Raw genomic sequence first — 17,758 nt, 5'->3', positions numbered from 1 at the left:
ATGGCGGCCAGCATGGGCAACGCAGCCGGGGAAGCCGTGGCTTCCCCGGACACTGACGGCCAACCGCGCGTCGTGCTGTCGGCGCGTGGATTGCGCCGCGATTTCGGTGGGTTCGTGGCAGTGAACAACGTCGATCTGGACGTCCATCACGCCCGGGTCCATGCGCTGATCGGCCCCAACGGCGCGGGCAAGACGACGGTATTCAATCTGTTGACCAAGTTCCTGCAGCCATCGAGCGGCAGCATTAGGCTGCTCGACCAGGACATTACTCGCACCGATCCGGCCAAGGTTGCACGTATGGGGCTGGTGCGGTCCTTTCAGATTTCCGCCGTTTTTCCACATCTGAGCGTGCTGGAGAACGTTCGCGTGGCGCTGCAACGGCCCGGCGGATTGGCCACTCAATTCTGGCTGCCGCTGCGTTCGCTGAACCGGCTGAATGAGCGCGCCATGGCGCTGATCGAGTCGGTCGGGCTACAAGATGCCTGCAACAGACCCGCCGCGGACCTTTCCTACGGGCGCAAGCGCGTGCTGGAAATCGCCACCACCCTCGCTCTGGAGCCGAAGGTGCTGCTGCTCGACGAACCCATGGCCGGCATGGGCCACGAGGACGTGCACACCGTGTCCGACCTGATCCGTGAGGTCGCCCGCAACCGCGCCGTACTGATGGTCGAACACAACTTGAAAGTCGTCGCCGATCTCTGCGATCAGGTCACCGTCCTGCAGCGCGGGGAAATTCTCACCTCGGGTGATTACCGCAGCGTGAGCCAGGACCCGCGCGTCCGCGAAGCCTATATGGGGACGGAAGATGAGTGAAGCGACCCCACTGCTGAGCGTTCGCGAACTGAATGCCTGGTATGGCGAAAGCCATGCCCTGCACGGCATCGACCTGGACGTGCGCCAGGGCGAGACCGTGACGCTGCTCGGCCGCAACGGCGTCGGCAAGACCACGGCGCTGCGCTCGATCATGGGCATCATCCGCAAGCGCAGCGGGACCATTACCTTCGATGGGCGCGACATGATGCGCGTGCCGCTGCACCGAACCGCGCATACCGGGATGGGCTTCGTGCCGGAAGAACGCGGCATCTTCGCCACGCTCACGGTCGAGGAAAATCTCACGCTTCCGCCGATCATCGCCCAGGGCGGCATGAGCGTCGGCGAAATCTACGAGCTGTTCCCCAATCTCAAGGAGCGTCGCCACAGCGCCGGGACCAAGCTTTCCGGCGGTGAACAGCAGATGCTGGCGATCGCGCGAATCCTGCGTACCGGAACCAAGTTGCTGCTGCTCGACGAACCCACCGAAGGCCTGGCGCCGGTGATCGTACAGCGCATCGGCGACGTCCTGCTGACCCTCAAGCAGCGCGGCATGACCATTCTGCTGGTCGAGCAGAACTTCCGTTTCGCCAGCAAAGTCGCCGACCGCTTCTATCTGGTCGATCACGGAAAGATCGTCGATGACTTCCATGTCAGCGAGCTACCGGATCGCATGACGATACTCAACGAAACCCTGGGGGTCTGATGACGGAGATCTTCGGTGTACCCATTCAGGCCTTTCTCGGGCAATTGCTGATCGGGCTGATCAACGGCTCCTTCTACGCCATGCTCAGCCTCGGCCTGGCGATCATTTTCGGCCTGATCAAGGTGATCAACTTCGCCCACGGCGCGCAGTACATGATGGGCGCGTTCGCCGGTTATCTGCTGCTGGCGGTACTGGGCATCGGATACTGGCCGGCGCTGATCCTGGCGCCGCTGATCGTCGGCCTGGTCGGCGCGGCGGTCGAACGGCTGGCGCTATCGCGTCTGTATAACCTCGATCATCTCTACGGCCTGCTGTTTACCTTTGGCCTGGCCCTCGCGCTGGAAGGTGCGTTCCGCTACTACTACGGCTCATCCGGCCAGCCCTACGCGGTGCCGAGCCTGCTGTCGGGCGGCTACAACCTCGGCTTCATGTTTCTGCCCAAGTACCGCGCCTGGGTCGTGCTAGCGTCGTTGCTTATCTGCCTGGGTACCTGGCTGCTGATCGAAAAGACCAAACTCGGCGCCTATCTGCGTGCGGCGACCGAGAACCCGACACTGGTGCGCACCTTCGGCATCAACGTGCCGCTGCTGCTGACCTTCACCTACGGACTGGGCGCCGGACTAGCGGGGCTGGCCGGGATTCTCGCGGCCCCGATCTACCAGGTCAGTCCGCTGATGGGCTCGAACCTCATCATCGTGGTGTTCGCCGTGGTGGTGGTGGGCGGCATGGGCTCGATCCTCGGCGCGATCATCACCGGCTATATGCTCGGCATCCTCGAGGGGCTGACGAAGGTGTTCTATCCCGAGGCGTCCAATATCGTGATCTTCGTGGTCATGGCGATCGTGTTGCTCGTGCGCCCTGCGGGCCTGATGGGAAGGGATGGCTGATATGCAAGCGACCGCAACGTCCGCAGCAAAGCGAAAGCATTGGAATGCCGAGAGGATTCTGATTCTTCTCGGCATCGTCGCGCTGGTACTGGCGCCCCTGTATTTCTACCCCGTATTCCTGATGAAGGTGATGTGCTTCGCGCTGTTCGCCTGCGCGTTCAACCTGCTGCTCGGCTACACCGGCATTCTCTCGTTCGGCCACGCCGCATTCTTCGGCGGCGCCGCCTATTTCACCGCCCACGCGGTCAAGGAATGGGGCCTGACGCCGGAACTGGGCATTCTGGTCGGCGTGGTCGGCGCCGCGTTTCTGGGCTTGGTGATCGGCTTTCTGGCGATCCGCAGGCAAGGCATCTACTCGACGATGATCACGCTGGCGCTGTCGCAGATGTTTTTCTTCTTTTGCCTGCAGGCGCCCTTCACCCACGGCGAAGATGGCATCCAGGGCGTTCCGCGCGGCCACCTGTTCGGGCTGATCGACCTGAAAGAACCGCTGAGCATGTACTTCTTCGTGCTGACGGTGTTTCTGCTCGGGTTGTTGGCGATCTGGCGCATCATCAACTCGCCCTACGGCATGATCCTCAAATCGATTCGTGAGAACGAAAACCGCGCCATTTCCCTCGGCTATTCGGTGTCCCGCTACAAGCTGGGCGCCTTCGTCATGTCGGCGGCGCTGGCGGGGCTGGCCGGCGGGTTGAAGGCGCTGGTGTTCCAGTTCGCCACCCTCACCGACGTCAGCTGGCAGATGTCTGGTGAAGTGGTGCTAATGACGCTGCTTGGCGGCATTGGCACGCTGGTCGGTCCGGTGTTCGGCGCTGCGCTGGTGACTACGCTGGGCAACTACTTCGCCACCTCCGAGCTGCCGGTCACGCTGGTGACCGGGATCATCTTCATGGTCTGCGTGCTGATCTTCCGCCGCGGCATCATCGGCGAGCTGTATGCCTCTCGATTGGGACGCAAGATCGAAGGCTCGCGCGACGAGTGAATCAGTGGCCTTCCAGATGCGCGTGCAGCGCGACGAACTGCTGGGTCAGCTTGTGCCGCGGATCGAAATGAATCAGCGGCACGCAGACCTGATGCGACTCACGCATCCGCACCGAACTCATCAGATGCACCGGTAGCACGGGCAAGCCGTCGGCCAACAGCTCGTCGATCATCTGCTGCGGCAGCGCCGCCCTCGGCTGAAACTGATTGACTACGATGCCCTCGACTTCCAGCCCTTCGTTATGGTCTTCCTGTAAATCCTCGATTTCGTCGAGCAGGCTGTACAGCGCCTGGCGAGAAAAGCTGTCGCAGTCGAACGGAATCAAGCAACGGTCCGCCGCAATCAATGCCGATACCGTGAAAAAATTGAGGGCCGGCGGCGTGTCGATATAGATCCGCTCGTATTCTTCGGAGAGGCTTTCGAGCAGCTTTCGCAGCTTGTTGATCTTGTGCTTGGCTTCGAGCTTCGGTTGCAGATCCGCCAGTTCGGCCGTGGCGCCGACCAGATGCAGATTATCGAAGCGGGTCTCGCTGATCGGCGGTCGCGCCTTCTTTCCCGCCGCGCCGCCGGCCAATATCTGTTTGAAGTAGTCGGCGATGCCGGTGGGCAGATCGTCCCCTGCCAATCCGCTAAGGTAATGACTGGAGTTGGCCTGGGCATCGAGGTCCACCAGCAAGGTGCGATAGCCCTCGGCCGCGCTCACCGCCGCGAGATTGCAGGCAATGCTGGACTTACCGACACCGCCTTTCTGATTGAACACTACCCTGCGCATGCCCGACCTCCCGAAACACAATCGGTCGAGTCTATAGCGCAAATGTGACAGTCAGGTTATCGCCCAGGAAGAACCCGACCAAAGTCCGATATCAAACCGCCACGGGCGCCTTGATGTGCGGATGCGCTTCATAGCCGACCAGCTCGAAATCCTCGAAACGGAAGGCGAACAGGTCTTTGACCTCGGGATTGAGCTTCATCGTCGGCAGCGGCAGCGGCTCACGCGTCAGCTGCAGATCGGCCTGCTCCAGATGATTGGCGTACAGATGGCAATCGCCGCCGCTCCAGATGAACTCGCCCGGCTGCAGATTGCAGACCTGCGCCACCATCAGCGTCAGCAGTGCGTAACTGGCGATGTTAAAGGGCACGCCGAGGAAGATGTCTGCCGAGCGCTGGTACAGCTGGCAGCTGAGCTTGCCGTCGGCGACATAGAACTGGAACAGCGCATGACACGGCGGCAGTGCCATTTGGTCGACCAGCGCCGGGTTCCAGGCCGATACGATCAGCCGGCGGGAGTCTGGATTGCTCTTGATCATGTCAATCAGCTTGGCGATCTGGTCGACCGACTCCCCATTGGGCGCCGGCCAGTTGCGCCACTGGTAACCGTAGACCGGACCGAGTTCGCCATTCTCGTCGGCCCATTCGTCCCAGATGCGCACGCCGTTTTCCTGCAGATAGCGCACGTTGGTATCACCCTGCAGGAACCACAGCAGCTCATGAATGATGGATTTGAGGTGGCATTTCTTGGTGGTCACCAGCGGGAAACCGTCGGCCAGGTCAAAGCGCATCTGATGGCCGAACACGCTGTAAGTGCCGGTGCCGGTGCGATCGCTCTTGAAAGTGCCGTTCTCGCGCACATGGCGCATCAGGTCGAGATACTGTTTCATCGATGGGCTCGAAGCGGGCGCCGAGGCGCGGTGAAAGGAAACCTGTGAATAGTAAGAGCCGGCGCCCGGCTTGTCTTGCGCTTGGCGACAAGCCGGGCGTATGGCGTCAGGCCGACGCCTTGGCCGGCTCGTGGCGGTAGCCCCAGGCGATCATGCCGAGGCCGATCAGCACCATCGGCACGCACAATACCTGCCCCATGGTCAGCCAGCCGAAGGCCAGGTAGCCGAGTTGGGCATCGGGCACCCGCACGAATTCGACGATGAAGCGGAAGATGCCGTAGCACACCGCGAACAGCCCGGACACCGCCATGGTTGGCCTCGGCTTGCTCGAATAAATCCAGAGAATGACGAACAGCGCCACGCCTTCCAGTACGAATTGGTAGAGCTGCGAGGGGTGCCGCGCGAGTTGCTGCGGATCGGTGGGGAACACCATCGCCCAGGGCACATCCGTCGCCTTGCCCCACAACTCGGCATTGATGAAGTTGCCGATGCGTCCGGCGCCCAGGCCGATGGGTACGAACGGCGCGATGAAATCCATCAGTTCGAAGAAGCTCTTGCCGTTACGCCGCGCGAAGATCCAAGTGCACAGCAACACGCCGATCAGGCCGCCATGGAACGACATGCCGCCCTTCCAGACCTGCAGGATCAAACTCGGGTCGTTGAGGTAGGCAGCCAGATCGTAGAACAGCACGTAGCCCAGCCGCCCGCCGACGATCACGCCCATGGCGACCCAGAAGACAAGATCGGAAAGCTTGTCCTTGTTCCAGCTGGGTTCGAAGCGGTGCAACCGGCGCGACGCGAGCAGCCAGGCGCCGCCAATGCCGATCAGGTACATCAGGCCGTACCAGTGAATCTGCAGCGGTCCGAGCGAGACAGCTACTGGGTCTATCTGCGGATAAGGCAACATCCGGGTTTCCTCAGATCAAGAAGTTGATACCAACGCAAAGCAGCAACAGCGCAAACAGGCGCCTGAGCATCGGCGCCGACAGCCGATGCGCCAGCTGCGCACCGATGCGGGCGAAGAACATGCTGGTTATCGCGATACCCACCATTGCCGGCAGATAGACGAAACCGAAGCTCCATTCCGGTAGATGCGCATCCTGCCAGCCGACCACTACAAAACTCAACGCGCCGACGAGGGCGATGGGTAAACCGCAGGCCGCGGACGTCGCGACGGCTTGCTGCATCGGCACGCTGCGCCAGCTGAGGAAGGGCACTGTCAGTGAGCCCCCGCCAATCCCGAAGATCGCCGAAGCCCAGCCAACCACCACCCCCGCCAGCGTCAGCCCAGGCTTGCCGGGCACGCCACCGCTGGCCTTGGGCTGCAACGAGAAGGCCATCTGGATCGCCATGGCTATGGCGAACACGCCGATGATTTTTTGCAATATCGGCCCTTGAATCGAGGCGGCAGTAACGCTGCCCAACGCAGCGCCGAGCAGGATGCCGAAGGTCATCCACAGCACCACCGGCCATTGCACCGCGCCCTTGCGGTGGTGGGCCAGGATCGAGTTCAGCGAAGTGAAGATGATCGTCGCCAGCGATGTGCCGACAGCGAGATGAGTGAGCACCAGCGGATCGAAACCTTGCAGGGTGAAGCTAAATACCAGCACCGGGACGATGATCATCCCGCCACCAACACCGAACAGCCCGGCCAGCACTCCAGCGAATCCGCCCAGCAGCAGATAAAGCACGAACTCCATCGGACCGTCCCAAAAAACAAAGCGGCATGGTAGCTGAAAAGCTGGAACAGGTTGCCGATCCGGGCTGCTTGGCTTCAAGCTTATGGCTTCAAGCTTTCAGCTGAGCAAGCCTATGTGCCTGATCGTATTCGCCTGGCGCCCGACCCATGCGCTACCGCTGATCGTCGCGGCTAACCGTGACGAGTTTCATGCGCGCCCCAGCCAGCCTCTGGGCTATTGGGACGACGCGCCGCACATCGTCGCGGGGCGAGATCTGCAGGCCGGCGGTACCTGGATGGGCGTAGGGCCTGCTGGTCGTTTCGCCGCGCTGACGAATATTCGGGCGCCTGGCTCACCTCTCGGAACACGTTCACGGGGCGAGTTGCCGGAGCGCTTTCTACTCGGCCAGCTGTCGCCTGAGGCGTATCTAATCGAGCTGGCCGGCAACCTGCAGCACTATTCCGGATTCAATCTGTTGGTAGGCGACGCGCATGAACTCTGGTATCTCAATTCGCACACCGGAATACCGGAACAGCTGTCCGCCGGCATCTACGGATTATCCAACGCGGCGCTGAACACACCCTGGCCGAAACTGATGCGGGCCCGCTCGGCACTACATGAATGCCTGGGGGCACCGAAAGCGGATGATCTGCTCCGGCTGTTGAGCGACGCGCAGCTTGCCGCAGACGCCGACCTGCCCAACACCGGCGTGCCGTACGAATGGGAAAAGAGGCTGTCCAGCGTGTTCATCGCCAGCGCCGATTACGGAACCCGCGCAAGCACCGCACTGCTTCGCCGCGCCGATGGCTCGGCGGAGATCATCGAGCGCCGCTTCGGCCCAGCCGGTGCGCTAGGCGAGAGCCACATCAGTCTCCCGTCATTGCTGGGCTAGGGTCTGAAGTTCGTTCAAGAGCTGGCGAATGAATTTCGTACAAGGGCCAGGCGCCGAGACGAGTCATAGCAGGACTAAGGCGAGGCTCGGTTACGCAATCCGGCGGTAAAAGCGCCGGCAGATTGAACAGCCAAGCCCCTGATTCAGGACCTAGATCGCCGCCGACGGGTTGACCATGCGATCCAGGCCAAGGTTACGCAGGGTCAGCTGCACCGTGGCGTGAATCACCTGCGGGCTGTCCATCACCATCACCTTGGCCAGCAGCTCGCGAGCCATGGATGAACTGATCTGGCGCAGCAGCCACTTCACTTTCGGCAGGTTGGTGGCGTTCATCGATAGGCTGTCGAAACCCATCGCCAGCAGCAGGATGGCAGCACCGGGGTCACCGGCCATCTCGCCACAGATGCTCACCGGCTTGCCCTCGTCGTGAGCCTCGCGAACGATGCGCTGCAACGCCTCGAGTACCGCCGGATGCAGATAATCGTAGAGATCGGCGACGCGCGGATTGTTGCGGTCGACCGCCAGCAGATACTGCGTCAGGTCATTCGAACCCACCGAAAGGAAGTCCACCTGGCGCGCCAGCTCGCGCGTCAGATAGACCGCCGCCGGCACTTCGATCATCACGCCTATTGGCGGCATCTCGACGTCCGTGCCTTCATCCCGCACCTCGCCCCAGGCACGGTGGATCAGGTGCAGGGCTTCTTCCAGCTCGTGAGTGCCGGAAATCATCGGCAGCAGAATGCGCAGGTTGTTCAACCCGGCGCTGGCCTTGAGCATCGCGCGGGTCTGCAGCAAGAAGATCTCGGGGTGATCCAACGTGACGCGGATGCCGCGCCAGCCGAGGAAAGGATTCTCTTCTTTGATCGGGAAATACGGCAGGCTTTTGTCGCCCCCGATATCCAGGGTGCGCATGGTGACCGGCAGCGGATGGAAGGCCTCCAGCTGCTCGCGATAGATCGCCATCTGCTCCTTTTCGCTGGGGAAGCGCTCCTTGATCATGAAGGGCACTTCGGTGCGATACAGACCGACGCCTTCGGCGCCGCGTTCCTGCGCACGCACCACGTCGGCCAGCAGACCGGTATTGACCCACAGCGGAATGCGCACGCCATCGGTGGTTTCGCAGGGCAACTCGCGCAGAATGTCCAGGCCTTCGGAGAGCTGACGCTCCTGCTCGGCGAGGACGAGGTATTGCTCGCGCAGCACCTTGGCCGGGTTGGTGATGATTTCGCCGCGCGTACCGTCGATGATCAGCTCGATGCCATCGACCTTCGAATACGGCAGGTCCACCGCCCCCATCACCGTGGGAATGCCCATGGCACGCGCCAGGATGGCGACATGGGAGTTGCTCGAACCCAGCACCGACACCATGCCCGCCAGCTTGCCTTCCGGCACTTCGCCGAGCATGGCCGGGGACAGCTCCTCGCTGACCAGAATCGTTTTGTCCGGGTAGGTCAGGGTCTGCTGGCGTGCCTGCTGCAGATAGCTGAGCAGACGCCGGCCGATATCCTTGACGTCCGAGGCACGCTCGCGCAGATAGGCATCGTCCATCATCTCGAAACGTGTGACGTGATCACCGACCACCTGGCGCAAGGCCCCCTGAGCCCATTGGCCGGTGCGGATGACCTTGGTTACCTCGCCGCCGAGAGCGGAGTCGTCGAGCATCATCAGGTAAACGTCGAACAGCGCGCGCTCTTCTTTGCGCATCTGCGTGGCGAGTTTCTCCGACAGCGCACGCATATCGGCGCGCACCGCCTCGAGCGCGGTTTCGAACAGTTCGAGCTCGGCCGGAATGTTATTGATCGTCTTGTCCGGCACCACGTCCAGATCGGCCGGTGGCAGCACCACCACCGCTGTTCCCACGGCAGCGCCCGGCGCACCTGGAATGCCGATGAAGCGGGTTTCCTGAATGCCCTTGCCCTGCCGACCGAGGCCACGAATCGAGCCGGTCGCCTCGGCATGGGCGATGACGCCCGCAAGCTGCGCGCTCATGGTCACGAGGAAGGCTTCTTCGCCCTCGTCGAACAGGCGCCGTTCCTTCTGCTGAATGACCAGCACGCCCATCACCCGCCGATGGTGGATGATCGGCGCACCGAGGAACGAGGCGTAGCGCTCCTCTCCGGTTTCGGCGAAATAGCGGTAGCGGGGATGCTCGGAGGCGTGCTCGAGATTGAGCGGTTCCTCACGGGTACCGACCAGACCGACCAGGCCCTCGTTCGGGGCCATGCTGACCTTGCCGATGGCTTTCTTGTTCAGGCCCTCGGTGGCCATCAGGACGAAACGGCCAGACTCGGGGTCAAGCAGATAGACCGAGCAGACTTGGCTGCCCATAGCCTCACGAACTCTCAGCACGATAATGCCCAATGCCGCCTTGAGGTCCTTGGCGGCATTCACTTCCTGGACAATCTTGCGCAGCGTGCCGAGCATGCTCAGAGGCTTTCTCCCGTCAGTCCCGCGCCATCAGGCGCGGGGCGAGTTCTTTTAAGGCGCGACGATAAACCTCGCGCTTGAAGGTAACCACCTGGCCCAGCGGATACCAGTAGCTGACCCAGCGCCAACCGTCGAATTCGGGCTTGCCGGTTAGATCCATGCGCACCCGGTCCTCGGCGCCGGTCAAACGCAGCAGAAACCACTTCTGCTTTTGTCCTATGCACAGCGGCTGGCTATGAGTACGCACCAGGCGTTGCGGCAGACGATAACGCAGCCAGCCCCGCGTGCAGGCGAGGATCTTCACGTCCTGCTGTTCCAGCCCGACTTCTTCGTTGAGTTCGCGGTAAAGCGCCTCTTCCGGCGTCTCACGCGGATTGATACCGCCCTGCGGAAATTGCCAGGCGTCCTGATTAATCCGCCGGGCCCACAACACCTGCCCGTCATCATTGGTCAGGATGATGCCGACATTGGGGCGAAAACCATCGGAGTCGATCACGGCATACAACCTCGCAAACGCATGTGGCGGCATTGTTCCACAAAAAGACGATAAGCAGAAAGCGCGCTGAGCATGCCGATCATCAACCGTCTCCGGGGTCCGTTCGACGCCTTGCAGGTGCCATGCGCCGGGCAATCCCGCTATGCTTCGCGTCCCTTCATCGCTCCGAGGAACGCAGCGTGCGCCTGGCTCTATTCGATCTCGACAACACCCTGCTGGCCGGTGACAGCGACCATGCCTGGGGCGAATTCCTCTGCCAGCGCAACCTGGTCGACGCTACCGATTACCGGGCGCGCAACGATGCCTTCTATCAGGATTATCTGGCCGGCGAGCTGGACGTACTGGCGTATCAGAACTTCTGCCAGGAGCTGCTGGGGCGCAGCGAGATGGCGCAGCTGGAGCAGTGGCACGGCGAGTTCATGCGCGACCATATCGAACCCATCGTGCTGGCCAAGGGCGAGGCGCTGGTGCGCCAACATCACGAGGCTGGCGATCGGGTGGTGATCATCACCGCCACCAACCGCTTCATCACCGGGCCGATCGCCAAGCGCCTGGGCGTCGATACGCTACTGGCCACCGAATGCGAGATGGCCGACGGTCGCTATACCGGTCGCCTCACCGATGTGCCCTGTTTTCAGGAAGGCAAGGTCACGCGGATCGAGCGCTGGCTGGAGGAAAACGACCAGAGCCTGGATGACGCTTACTTCTATAGCGACTCGCGCAACGACCTGCCGCTGCTCGAGCGGGTCAGCCATCCGGTTGCGGTCGATCCCGACCCGACCCTGCGTGAGATCGCGCAGCAGCGCGGCTGGGGCATTATCAGCCTGCGCTAGGCACCCTTGCCCACCATCAGGTAGAAGATCACGACGAACGAGATGAACGCCGGCCAGCCGAGGGCGAACCACCAGCGCATGTAACGGAACGCCTCGGCTGGCAACGGCGTGCCGTCGCGCAGTGCCTGCTCAGCCAGCTTGTGCACGCGGATCTGCAGCCACACCACCGGCAGCCAGCAGGCACCGGCCAGTAAATAGAGCGCAATGCTCCACATCAGCCAGGGCTGGCTCAGGTCGAAGCCTGCCAGATGCACCAATGCCAATCCGCTGACCGGCTGGATGACCGCCGTAGTCGCGGTGAATGCCCAGTCGGCGAACACCAGATGGCGAAAGGTCACCGCGATCACCTCGACCTTCCCACTACGCCAGGCGCGCCAACTGTAGTAAGCCGACCCCAGCCCGGTGCCGAACAGCACCGTCGAGGACAAGATGTGCAGCGTCTTCAGCAACAGATACAGGCTCATCGTCGTTTCTCCGATACTGGCTCGGTCCACAGCAGCCACAAGGTAGCGACCAGCAGCACCATATTCTTGGCCACCGCGCCGAACGGATCGAACCAGTAATGTGGCAGCCATAGGCTGATGATCAGCATGTAACCAAGCATCAATGCCAGCTGCGCACGCAGGGCGTGACGGCGCCAGCACCGCAGCAACAGACCAACCCCGAGCGCGGCGTCTGCCAGCGCACCAGCGATCACCGCGGCGGCGGCCTGCCAGCCCTGCACGCCGATCTCGGCCATGATGCGCAGTCCCCAGTCGTAGCCCGGGCCGAGGCAGACCAGCGCGGTGCCCAGCCAGATCAGCACTAGCGTCGCGAGCAGCAACGGACGCAACGCCATGGCCACGCTCTGTTCGCGTCGAGGCCAGTCGATCAGCCGGCTCGCCAACGGCGCCGCTGCGCAGCCACAGATAGTTTTCATCGCATCCAACGGAGCGAGGTTGTCGCGTTGAGCCAGTATCAACGTCTGGGAATTGAGCGCGCGCCAACCCAGCCGATTACCGAGCCGTGCACCCAAGCCGACAAGCACTGCCGGGGCCTGGACGTAGCGCGCCGGATGCCAGCCCTGGGCGGCACGCAGCCGATCGATCAACTGCGGCAGGGTCATCGTTTCAGGGCCCACCAGCGACACGATGCAAGGCTGCTCCGGCCACTGGCGCAGCAATCCAAGTACCGCCGCGACAAGATCATCTATATGTAGCGGCTGCGCCCGCGCCTGGGTATCGAGCAACGGAATCAGCGGCCAGGGCGAAAGACGACTCAGCCAGCTGCTGCTCGCCCCGCCCTCGCCAAGCACCAGCGATGGACGCAGCACCACGGCGGGCACTCGCAATGAAAGAAGGTAGTCGTCGGCAGCGGCCTTGCTGGCCAGAAAAGGCACATCCCACTGCTCTCCCGCACCCAGCGCGGACAGCTGAAGAATGCGCGCGCCGTTACGTACCGCAAGATCGAACAGCGCACGTACGCCACGATCCTGCACTTCGCTAAGGTGATGCGCGTCAGCGCTGAGTACGCCGCTGGCGTTGATGAGCAGGTCAATACCGCCCGGCCAGTCGAAATGGTCAGGCTGGCTGGACAGATTGGCGAGCTCCAGCGGCAGCCAGCGCACCCCGGGGAGTTCGGTGCCCTGCCCCAAACGCGAAGTCGCGAACAGCTGATGGCCTTCGGCATGCAACGCCCGCAGCAGATGCCGACCAATGAAGCCCCCGGCACCCACCAGCAGGATGCGCATCAGACCGGCTTGGCCCCCATCAGGCCCATGATGGCGATCAGAATTAGCAGGATCAGGCCGGCATAGACCAGCGCAAAACGCGGAAGCGACGAAGGCGCCGGAGTGTCACCCAGCCCCTGCCAGGCCCGCAGACGACCGCTGAGCAACAACCCGAGCGGCACCAGCAGCAAAAACAGCACCGAGCTGGCGAGCAACCACAGCTGACCGAGCGGAAAGCCGGCCAAATGCGCCAGCCACCAGCCGGTCACAGGCAACGACAACGCCATTACTGCAAGCAGCGGCAGCGACATCAGGCGCGTTCTTCGCAGCTTCTGCTGCAGCACGGCCGAGTCGGCACGCCGCCAGGCCTTCCACAGCATTGCGATGTGGGCAATCAGACCGAGCGTCAGGATGATCGCCAGCGCGGCGTGCACGATATTCAGCAGTTGATAATGTTCCATGGATCCTCACGGTACGGCTGGTCAGCCGAGAAATAGCTGATAGGCCGGGTTGTCCGTCTCGTCCCAGTAGCGATAGCCGATCTTGTCCAGCGCGGCCGGCAGCAGGTGGCGCTCGTCGGCCGGCACTTGCATACCCGCCACCACGCGACCATCCGCCGCGCCGTGGTTGCGGTAATGGAACATCGAAATATTCCAGCGCCCACCCAGGTTATTGAGGAAGTTGAACAGCGCACCCGGCCGCTCCGGAAATTCGAAGCGAAACACCACCTCGTCGCTGACGCCGGACGCATGCCCACCCACCATGTGACGCGTGTGCAGCTTGGCCAGTTCATTGTCGGTGAGATCGAGCACCGGAAAGCCCTTGGCCCGCAGCCCTTCAACCAGCGCCGCGCGCGGATCGTGTTCCGGATGCGTCTGCACGCCAACGAAAATGTGCGCCTCGCGATCCTGGTGATAGCGGTAATTGAATTCGGTGATCTGACGCTTGCCGAGGGCCTCGCAGAACGCCTTGAAGCTGCCCGGCTGCTCGGGGATGGTCACGGCGATGATCGCCTCGCGCTTCTCGCCCAGCTCGGCGCGTTCGGCGACGTGCCGCAAGCGGTCGAAGTTGACATTGGCACCCGAATCGACACCTACCAGCACCTGCTTGGTCACGCCATCGCGCTCGACGTACTTTTTGATCCCAGCCACCGCGAGAGCGCCCGCCGGCTCGGTGATCGAGCGGGTGTCATCGTAGATGTCCTTGATCGCCGCGCAAATCTCATCGGTGCTGACGGTAATCACCTCGTCGACATAATCTTTGCAAACCTCGAAGCAGTGCTCGCCGATCTGGGCCACCGCGACACCATCGGCGAACAGCCCCACCTGCGACAGCACCACGCGCTCGCCCGCCGCCATCGCCTGTTGCAAGCAATTGGAATCGTCCGGTTCGACACCGATGACCTTGGTTTCCGGTCGCAGGTATTTGATGTAAGCCGCCACGCCGGCGATCAGACCGCCGCCACCCACCGGCACGAACACCGCATCGAGCGGGCCCTGATGCTGGCGGAGAATTTCCATCGCCACGGTGCCCTGTCCGGCGATCACGTGCGGATCGTCATAGGGATGGATATAGACGTAGCCCTTCTCTTCAACCAGCTTCAGCGAGTAGGCCAGCGCCTCGGGAAACGCATCGCCATGCAGCACCACTTTGCCGCCACGGGCGCGCACGCCCTGTACCTTGAGCTCCGGCGTAGTGCGCGGCATGACGATGGTCGCCTTGATCCCCAGTTCACGCGCGGCCAGCGCTAGCCCCTGGGCATGGTTGCCGGCCGAGGCGGTGACCACGCCACGCGCCAACTCCTCGGGCGAGAGCTGCGCCAGCTTGTTATAGGCGCCGCGAATCTTGAAGGAAAACACCGGCTGCAGATCCTCGCGCTTGAGCAGAATCTGATTACCGAGCCGCTCGGAAAGCTGACGAGCGGGCTGCAACGGAGTTTCGACGGCGACGTCATAGACGCGCGAGGTGAGGATCTTTTTGACGTACTGTTCGAGCATGATGAGCATCTTGGCGGGCATTGCGGGGCCAACGAGTCTACCCCGCACAAAACCCGCCGACCACCGACAATCGGCACGCAAAACGCCATTACAACCCCACCGAACAAGACCCGCCGTCACGGCCTCGCTATACTTTTGCGCCTCGCCCCTCCCGACCGGACGCATACGTCATGAACCAGGATCAACTCAAGCAGGCCGTCGCCCAGGCCGCCGTCGACCTCATCGTTCCGCAGCTCAACGACCGCAGCATCATTGGTGTCGGCACCGGCTCGACCGCCAACTTCTTCATCGACCTGCTGGCCAAACACAAGGGTTTCTTCGATGGTGCCGTGGCCAGCTCGCAGGCAACTGCCGAACGCCTGAAAGGCCACGGCATCCCGGTCTACGACCTCAACTCGGTCGCCGAGCTGGAGTTCTATGTCGACGGCGCCGACGAGGCCAACGACCACCTGGAATTGATCAAGGGCGGCGGTGCGGCCCTGACTCGCGAGAAAATCGTCGCGGCGGTGGCGCGGACCTTCATCTGCATCGCCGATGGCAGCAAGCGGGTCGAGCGCCTCGGCGAGTTCCCGCTGCCGGTGGAAGTCATCCCCATGGCGCGCAGCCATGTGGCACGCGAACTCGTAAAGCTGGGCGGTGACCCGGTCTATCGTGATGGCGTCGTGACCGACAACGGCAACGTCATCCTCGACGTGCACAACCTGATGATCGGCTTCGCGCCGGATGTCGAAGCGCAGATCAACAACATCGTCGGCGTGGTAACCAACGGCCTGTTCGCCGCGCGCCCGGCGGACGTTCTGTTGCTGGGAACCAAGGATGGGGTGAAGACGCTGAAGCGCTGAAGCCCAAGGCCGGATGATGGTTCCTCACGCTCCTGCGTGGGAACCGCGAACCGAGGACGCTCTGCGTCCCTGCGACGCGGAGCGTCGCGAACTGCGCTCCCACGCAGCGCATGGGAGCGATCGAGCGTTAGCTTCAGGCTCCGGCGCCCTTACCGCCCCTTGCGCTTGAACACATAAAACCGATTCGGCTCGCCCACCACGTAGATGGTGCCTTGCGCATCCATGGCCACGCCTTCGGCCTGACCGATGCCATCAACCAGGCCGTTGAGCCCGCTGAACAGGCTGATGAAGCTGCGTGGTCGACCCAGCAGATCCAGCTCGACCAGCAAGCGCGATTCATCGGAAAGCATCAGGGTATGGCCTGTGCGCGGGTCAATGGCCACCGACGAAATGTCGCGTACCAGCAAATCCTGCCCCGGTAGGGCTTCGAGCGCACCGGCAGCGCCGTCTTCGCCGGGAAATGGCAGCTCGAACAAGCCTTGCGGGTCACGCTCCTTGGCTAAGAGCATTCGCCGGGTATGCGGATTCCAGGCCAGCCCCTCGAAGCCCTTGTTGCCCGCGTCATCGAAGCCCAGGTCATAGACGGCAAGATTCTCGAGGTCCAGGCTCTCCACACCTGGGGCAAGCTGAAACACCGCTACCAGCCGGCGGCGCTCGTCGACGATGCCCAGGCGCCCGTCGTCCAACGCTTCGACCGCTTCGGGATCGGAGAAGCCAGTCAGCGGCACGCGCCGGAGCACCACCCCGCCCGCAGTGAATTCGACCAGCTGCGGGTTCTGCCCAGTGACGGTAAACAGGGTGCCGGTTGCGGGATTCCAGGTCAGGCCCGAGGTTTCGTCCTCTTCCAGGCCGGTCAGGGTGGTTTCCAGCACCAGCTCGTAATCAGGCAGCCAGATGCTCGCCGCGCGTTGCTCGGCATCCGTAGTTTGTTCCTGCCAGTAGAGTTTCAGCTGATCGTCCCAATGCAGCAGCAAACCAGCGACGGCTATCGTGGCAACGGTGAAACCCAGCAGAACATAAAGGAACAGGCGCAGACGGGAACGGCGTGAGGATTTGGCTGGCATGAACGGACCGACACAAGAACGAGGCGCCGGATTACAGCACGAGCCAGGAAGATGGCGATATGGAAAATGTGGCCGGACGTTGTGCACGCATCCGGCCGGACTGGATCAGAGCACGTGGCTCTCGAAGCGAGACAACCCGACGAGCTCGAGCACCAGTTGATCGCCCTGGTTCAGCGGGCCGACGCCCGCCGGTGTGCCGGTCAGCACCACGTCGCCCGGTTGCAGGCTGAAATGCCCGGCGATGTGTTGCAGCAGCGGCAGGACGGCATTGAGCATCTGGCTGCTGCTACCGTTCTGGCGCACTTCGCCGTTGATGCTCAGGCGAATACCAATGTCGGTCAGATCCTGCACCGCATCGCCCGGCACGAACGGCGCTAATACGCAGGCACCGTCGAAGCTCTTGGCGATCTCCCACGGGTGGCCCTTTTCCTTGAGCTTCGCCTGCACGTCGCGCAGGGTCAGGTCCAGCGCCGGAGCGAAGCCGGAGATAGCATCGCGGACCTCTTCCTCGTTCGGCTTGCGCGACAGCGGCTTGCCGATCAGCACGGCGATTTCCGCTTCGTAATGCACCGCGCCGCGGTCGCTCGGGATGCTGAAACCGCTGTCCAGCGGCACCGTGCAACTGCCGGCCTTGATGAACAGCAGTGGCTCGGTGGGCACCGGATTGTTCAGTTCCTTGGCATGCTCGGCGTAATTGCGGCCGATGCAGACCACCTTGCCCAGGGGGTAATGGATCGGCGTGCCATCGGTGTACTGGTGTTTGTAGGTCATGGGAGA

General features: G+C 62.6%; 19 protein-coding genes. 7 read left to right on the top strand and 12 right to left on the bottom strand.

Annotated features, from left to right (window positions below; genetic code table 11):
- Positions 1 to 12: 12 nt before the first annotated feature.
- From E0D86_RS17890 to E0D86_RS17875, 4 genes are read left to right on the top strand one after another with little or no spacing between them, the layout of a single operon-like run.
- Complete coding sequence (locus tag E0D86_RS17890) at positions 13 to 813, top strand: ABC transporter ATP-binding protein (protein ID WP_131651393.1); 801 nt, start codon at positions 13 to 15, stop codon at positions 811 to 813.
- Positions 806 to 1,516 carry an ABC transporter ATP-binding protein gene (locus tag E0D86_RS17885; RefSeq protein WP_131651392.1) on the top strand — a complete coding sequence of 237 codons (711 nt, stop codon included), beginning with the start codon at positions 806 to 808 and terminating at the stop codon, positions 1,514 to 1,516. The genes E0D86_RS17890 and E0D86_RS17885 overlap by 8 nt, the downstream gene beginning before the upstream one ends.
- The gene (locus E0D86_RS17880) at positions 1,516 to 2,403 is read left to right on the top strand and encodes a branched-chain amino acid ABC transporter permease (RefSeq protein ID WP_131651391.1); all 888 of its coding nucleotides are present in this window, start codon (positions 1,516 to 1,518) and stop codon (positions 2,401 to 2,403) included. Before E0D86_RS17885 ends, E0D86_RS17880 begins: the two co-directional genes overlap by 1 nt.
- Position 2,404: 1 nt before the next feature.
- A complete protein-coding gene (locus E0D86_RS17875) occupies positions 2,405 to 3,385 on the top strand; it encodes a branched-chain amino acid ABC transporter permease (protein WP_131651390.1) in 981 nt (326 codons plus the stop codon).
- A gap of 1 nt (position 3,386) precedes the next feature.
- On the opposite strand, the gene E0D86_RS17870 is transcribed toward E0D86_RS17875, so the two are convergent.
- The 4 genes from E0D86_RS17870 to E0D86_RS17855 form a co-directional block, all read right to left on the bottom strand.
- Entirely contained in the window at positions 3,387 to 4,157 is a 771-nt protein-coding gene (locus tag E0D86_RS17870) for a ParA family protein (RefSeq protein ID WP_131651389.1), read from the bottom strand.
- 91 nt (positions 4,158 to 4,248) lie between these two features.
- Complete coding sequence (locus tag E0D86_RS17865) at positions 4,249 to 5,043, bottom strand: thymidylate synthase (protein WP_131651388.1); 795 nt, start codon at positions 5,041 to 5,043, stop codon at positions 4,249 to 4,251.
- A gap of 106 nt (positions 5,044 to 5,149) precedes the next feature.
- Complete coding sequence (gene lgt / locus E0D86_RS17860; RefSeq protein ID WP_131651387.1) at positions 5,150 to 5,950, bottom strand: prolipoprotein diacylglyceryl transferase; 801 nt, start codon at positions 5,948 to 5,950, stop codon at positions 5,150 to 5,152.
- Between the two features lie 10 nt (positions 5,951 to 5,960).
- Positions 5,961 to 6,743, bottom strand: a complete 783-nt coding sequence (locus tag E0D86_RS17855) for a sulfite exporter TauE/SafE family protein (protein WP_131651386.1) — start codon at positions 6,741 to 6,743, stop codon at positions 5,961 to 5,963.
- 112 nt (positions 6,744 to 6,855) lie between these two features.
- Between E0D86_RS17855 and E0D86_RS17850 the strand changes: the two genes are divergently transcribed.
- Entirely contained in the window at positions 6,856 to 7,614 is a 759-nt protein-coding gene (locus E0D86_RS17850; protein WP_131651385.1) for an NRDE family protein, read from the top strand.
- A gap of 150 nt (positions 7,615 to 7,764) precedes the next feature.
- Here the strand turns inward: E0D86_RS17850 and ptsP are convergent, their stop codons facing one another.
- Both ptsP and E0D86_RS17840 read right to left on the bottom strand, forming a co-directional pair.
- Positions 7,765 to 10,038, bottom strand: a complete 2,274-nt coding sequence (ptsP, locus tag E0D86_RS17845) for a phosphoenolpyruvate--protein phosphotransferase (protein WP_131651384.1) — start codon at positions 10,036 to 10,038, stop codon at positions 7,765 to 7,767.
- Between the two features lie 19 nt (positions 10,039 to 10,057).
- On the bottom strand, positions 10,058 to 10,537 hold the full coding sequence (locus E0D86_RS17840; protein ID WP_131651383.1) for an RNA pyrophosphohydrolase: 480 nt from the start codon (positions 10,535 to 10,537) through the stop codon (positions 10,058 to 10,060).
- 179 nt (positions 10,538 to 10,716) lie between these two features.
- Between E0D86_RS17840 and E0D86_RS17835 the strand changes: the two genes are divergently transcribed.
- Positions 10,717 to 11,370, top strand: coding sequence for an HAD family phosphatase (locus E0D86_RS17835; RefSeq protein WP_131651382.1), 654 nt, complete (start codon positions 10,717 to 10,719; stop codon positions 11,368 to 11,370).
- Here the strand turns inward: E0D86_RS17835 and E0D86_RS17830 are convergent.
- From E0D86_RS17830 to ilvA, 4 genes are read right to left on the bottom strand one after another with little or no spacing between them, the layout of a single operon-like run.
- Positions 11,367 to 11,834 carry a DUF2269 domain-containing protein gene (locus E0D86_RS17830; RefSeq protein ID WP_131651381.1) on the bottom strand — a complete coding sequence of 156 codons (468 nt, stop codon included), beginning with the start codon at positions 11,832 to 11,834 and terminating at the stop codon, positions 11,367 to 11,369. The two genes, E0D86_RS17835 and E0D86_RS17830, sit on opposite strands and share 4 nt — an antisense overlap.
- Positions 11,831 to 13,099, bottom strand: a complete 1,269-nt coding sequence (locus E0D86_RS17825; RefSeq protein ID WP_131651380.1) for an SDR family oxidoreductase — start codon at positions 13,097 to 13,099, stop codon at positions 11,831 to 11,833. Before E0D86_RS17825 ends, E0D86_RS17830 begins: the two co-directional genes overlap by 4 nt.
- Positions 13,099 to 13,539, bottom strand: coding sequence for a DUF2269 family protein (locus E0D86_RS17820; protein ID WP_131651379.1), 441 nt, complete (start codon positions 13,537 to 13,539; stop codon positions 13,099 to 13,101). The genes E0D86_RS17825 and E0D86_RS17820 overlap by 1 nt, the downstream gene beginning before the upstream one ends.
- A gap of 21 nt (positions 13,540 to 13,560) precedes the next feature.
- Positions 13,561 to 15,075 (bottom strand): threonine ammonia-lyase, biosynthetic, encoded by a 1,515-nt coding sequence (ilvA, locus tag E0D86_RS17815; protein ID WP_371924090.1) that lies wholly within the window; start codon positions 15,073 to 15,075, stop codon positions 13,561 to 13,563.
- 170 nt (positions 15,076 to 15,245) lie between these two features.
- Here ilvA and rpiA point away from each other — a divergent pair, with 170 nt between their 5' ends.
- The gene (gene rpiA, locus E0D86_RS17810; protein WP_131651377.1) at positions 15,246 to 15,917 is read left to right on the top strand and encodes a ribose-5-phosphate isomerase RpiA; all 672 of its coding nucleotides are present in this window, start codon (positions 15,246 to 15,248) and stop codon (positions 15,915 to 15,917) included.
- 149 nt (positions 15,918 to 16,066) lie between these two features.
- Here the strand turns inward: rpiA and E0D86_RS17805 are convergent, their stop codons facing one another.
- Both E0D86_RS17805 and E0D86_RS17800 read right to left on the bottom strand, forming a co-directional pair.
- Positions 16,067 to 16,981 (bottom strand): SdiA-regulated domain-containing protein, encoded by a 915-nt coding sequence (locus tag E0D86_RS17805; RefSeq protein ID WP_131651376.1) that lies wholly within the window; start codon positions 16,979 to 16,981, stop codon positions 16,067 to 16,069.
- 105 nt (positions 16,982 to 17,086) lie between these two features.
- Positions 17,087 to 17,752: a fumarylacetoacetate hydrolase family protein gene (locus E0D86_RS17800; protein WP_131651375.1), complete on the bottom strand. Its 666-nt coding sequence runs from the start codon at positions 17,750 to 17,752 to the stop codon at positions 17,087 to 17,089.
- Positions 17,753 to 17,758 lie beyond the last annotated feature (6 nt).

The sequence above is a fragment of the Pseudomonas sp. IC_126 genome, from assembly GCF_004331835.1.
GTDB lineage: Bacteria > Pseudomonadota > Gammaproteobacteria > Pseudomonadales > Pseudomonadaceae > Stutzerimonas.
Note: the sequence above shows the minus strand (reverse complement) of the source record. Positions and strands in the feature narration are given on the sequence as shown.

Bases quoted from the DNA above. Each gene is read 5' to 3' on its own strand.
- rpiA (WP_131651377.1), top strand. From the start codon at position 15,246: ATGAACCAGGATCAACTCAAGCAGGCCGTCGCCCAGGCCGCCGTCGAC.
- E0D86_RS17805 (WP_131651376.1), bottom strand. From the start codon at position 16,981: ATGCCAGCCAAATCCTCACGCCGTTCCCGTCTGCGCCTGTTCCTTTAT.
- E0D86_RS17870 (WP_131651389.1), bottom strand. From the start codon at position 4,157: ATGCGCAGGGTAGTGTTCAATCAGAAAGGCGGTGTCGGTAAGTCCAGC.
- E0D86_RS17850 (WP_131651385.1), top strand. From the start codon at position 6,856: ATGTGCCTGATCGTATTCGCCTGGCGCCCGACCCATGCGCTACCGCTG.
- E0D86_RS17890 (WP_131651393.1), top strand. From the start codon at position 13: ATGGGCAACGCAGCCGGGGAAGCCGTGGCTTCCCCGGACACTGACGGC.
- E0D86_RS17865 (WP_131651388.1), bottom strand. From the start codon at position 5,043: ATGAAACAGTATCTCGACCTGATGCGCCATGTGCGCGAGAACGGCACT.
- E0D86_RS17830 (WP_131651381.1), bottom strand. From the start codon at position 11,834: ATGAGCCTGTATCTGTTGCTGAAGACGCTGCACATCTTGTCCTCGACG.
- E0D86_RS17880 (WP_131651391.1), top strand. From the start codon at position 1,516: ATGACGGAGATCTTCGGTGTACCCATTCAGGCCTTTCTCGGGCAATTG.
- E0D86_RS17825 (WP_131651380.1), bottom strand. From the start codon at position 13,099: ATGCGCATCCTGCTGGTGGGTGCCGGGGGCTTCATTGGTCGGCATCTG.
- lgt (WP_131651387.1), bottom strand. From the start codon at position 5,950: ATGTTGCCTTATCCGCAGATAGACCCAGTAGCTGTCTCGCTCGGACCG.
- E0D86_RS17885 (WP_131651392.1), top strand. From the start codon at position 806: ATGAGTGAAGCGACCCCACTGCTGAGCGTTCGCGAACTGAATGCCTGG.
- E0D86_RS17800 (WP_131651375.1), bottom strand. From the start codon at position 17,752: ATGACCTACAAACACCAGTACACCGATGGCACGCCGATCCATTACCCC.
- E0D86_RS17875 (WP_131651390.1), top strand. From the start codon at position 2,405: ATGCAAGCGACCGCAACGTCCGCAGCAAAGCGAAAGCATTGGAATGCC.
- E0D86_RS17855 (WP_131651386.1), bottom strand. From the start codon at position 6,743: ATGGAGTTCGTGCTTTATCTGCTGCTGGGCGGATTCGCTGGAGTGCTG.
- ptsP (WP_131651384.1), bottom strand. From the start codon at position 10,038: ATGCTCGGCACGCTGCGCAAGATTGTCCAGGAAGTGAATGCCGCCAAG.
- E0D86_RS17820 (WP_131651379.1), bottom strand. From the start codon at position 13,539: ATGGAACATTATCAACTGCTGAATATCGTGCACGCCGCGCTGGCGATC.
- ilvA (WP_371924090.1), bottom strand. From the start codon at position 15,075: ATGCTCGAACAGTACGTCAAAAAGATCCTCACCTCGCGCGTCTATGAC.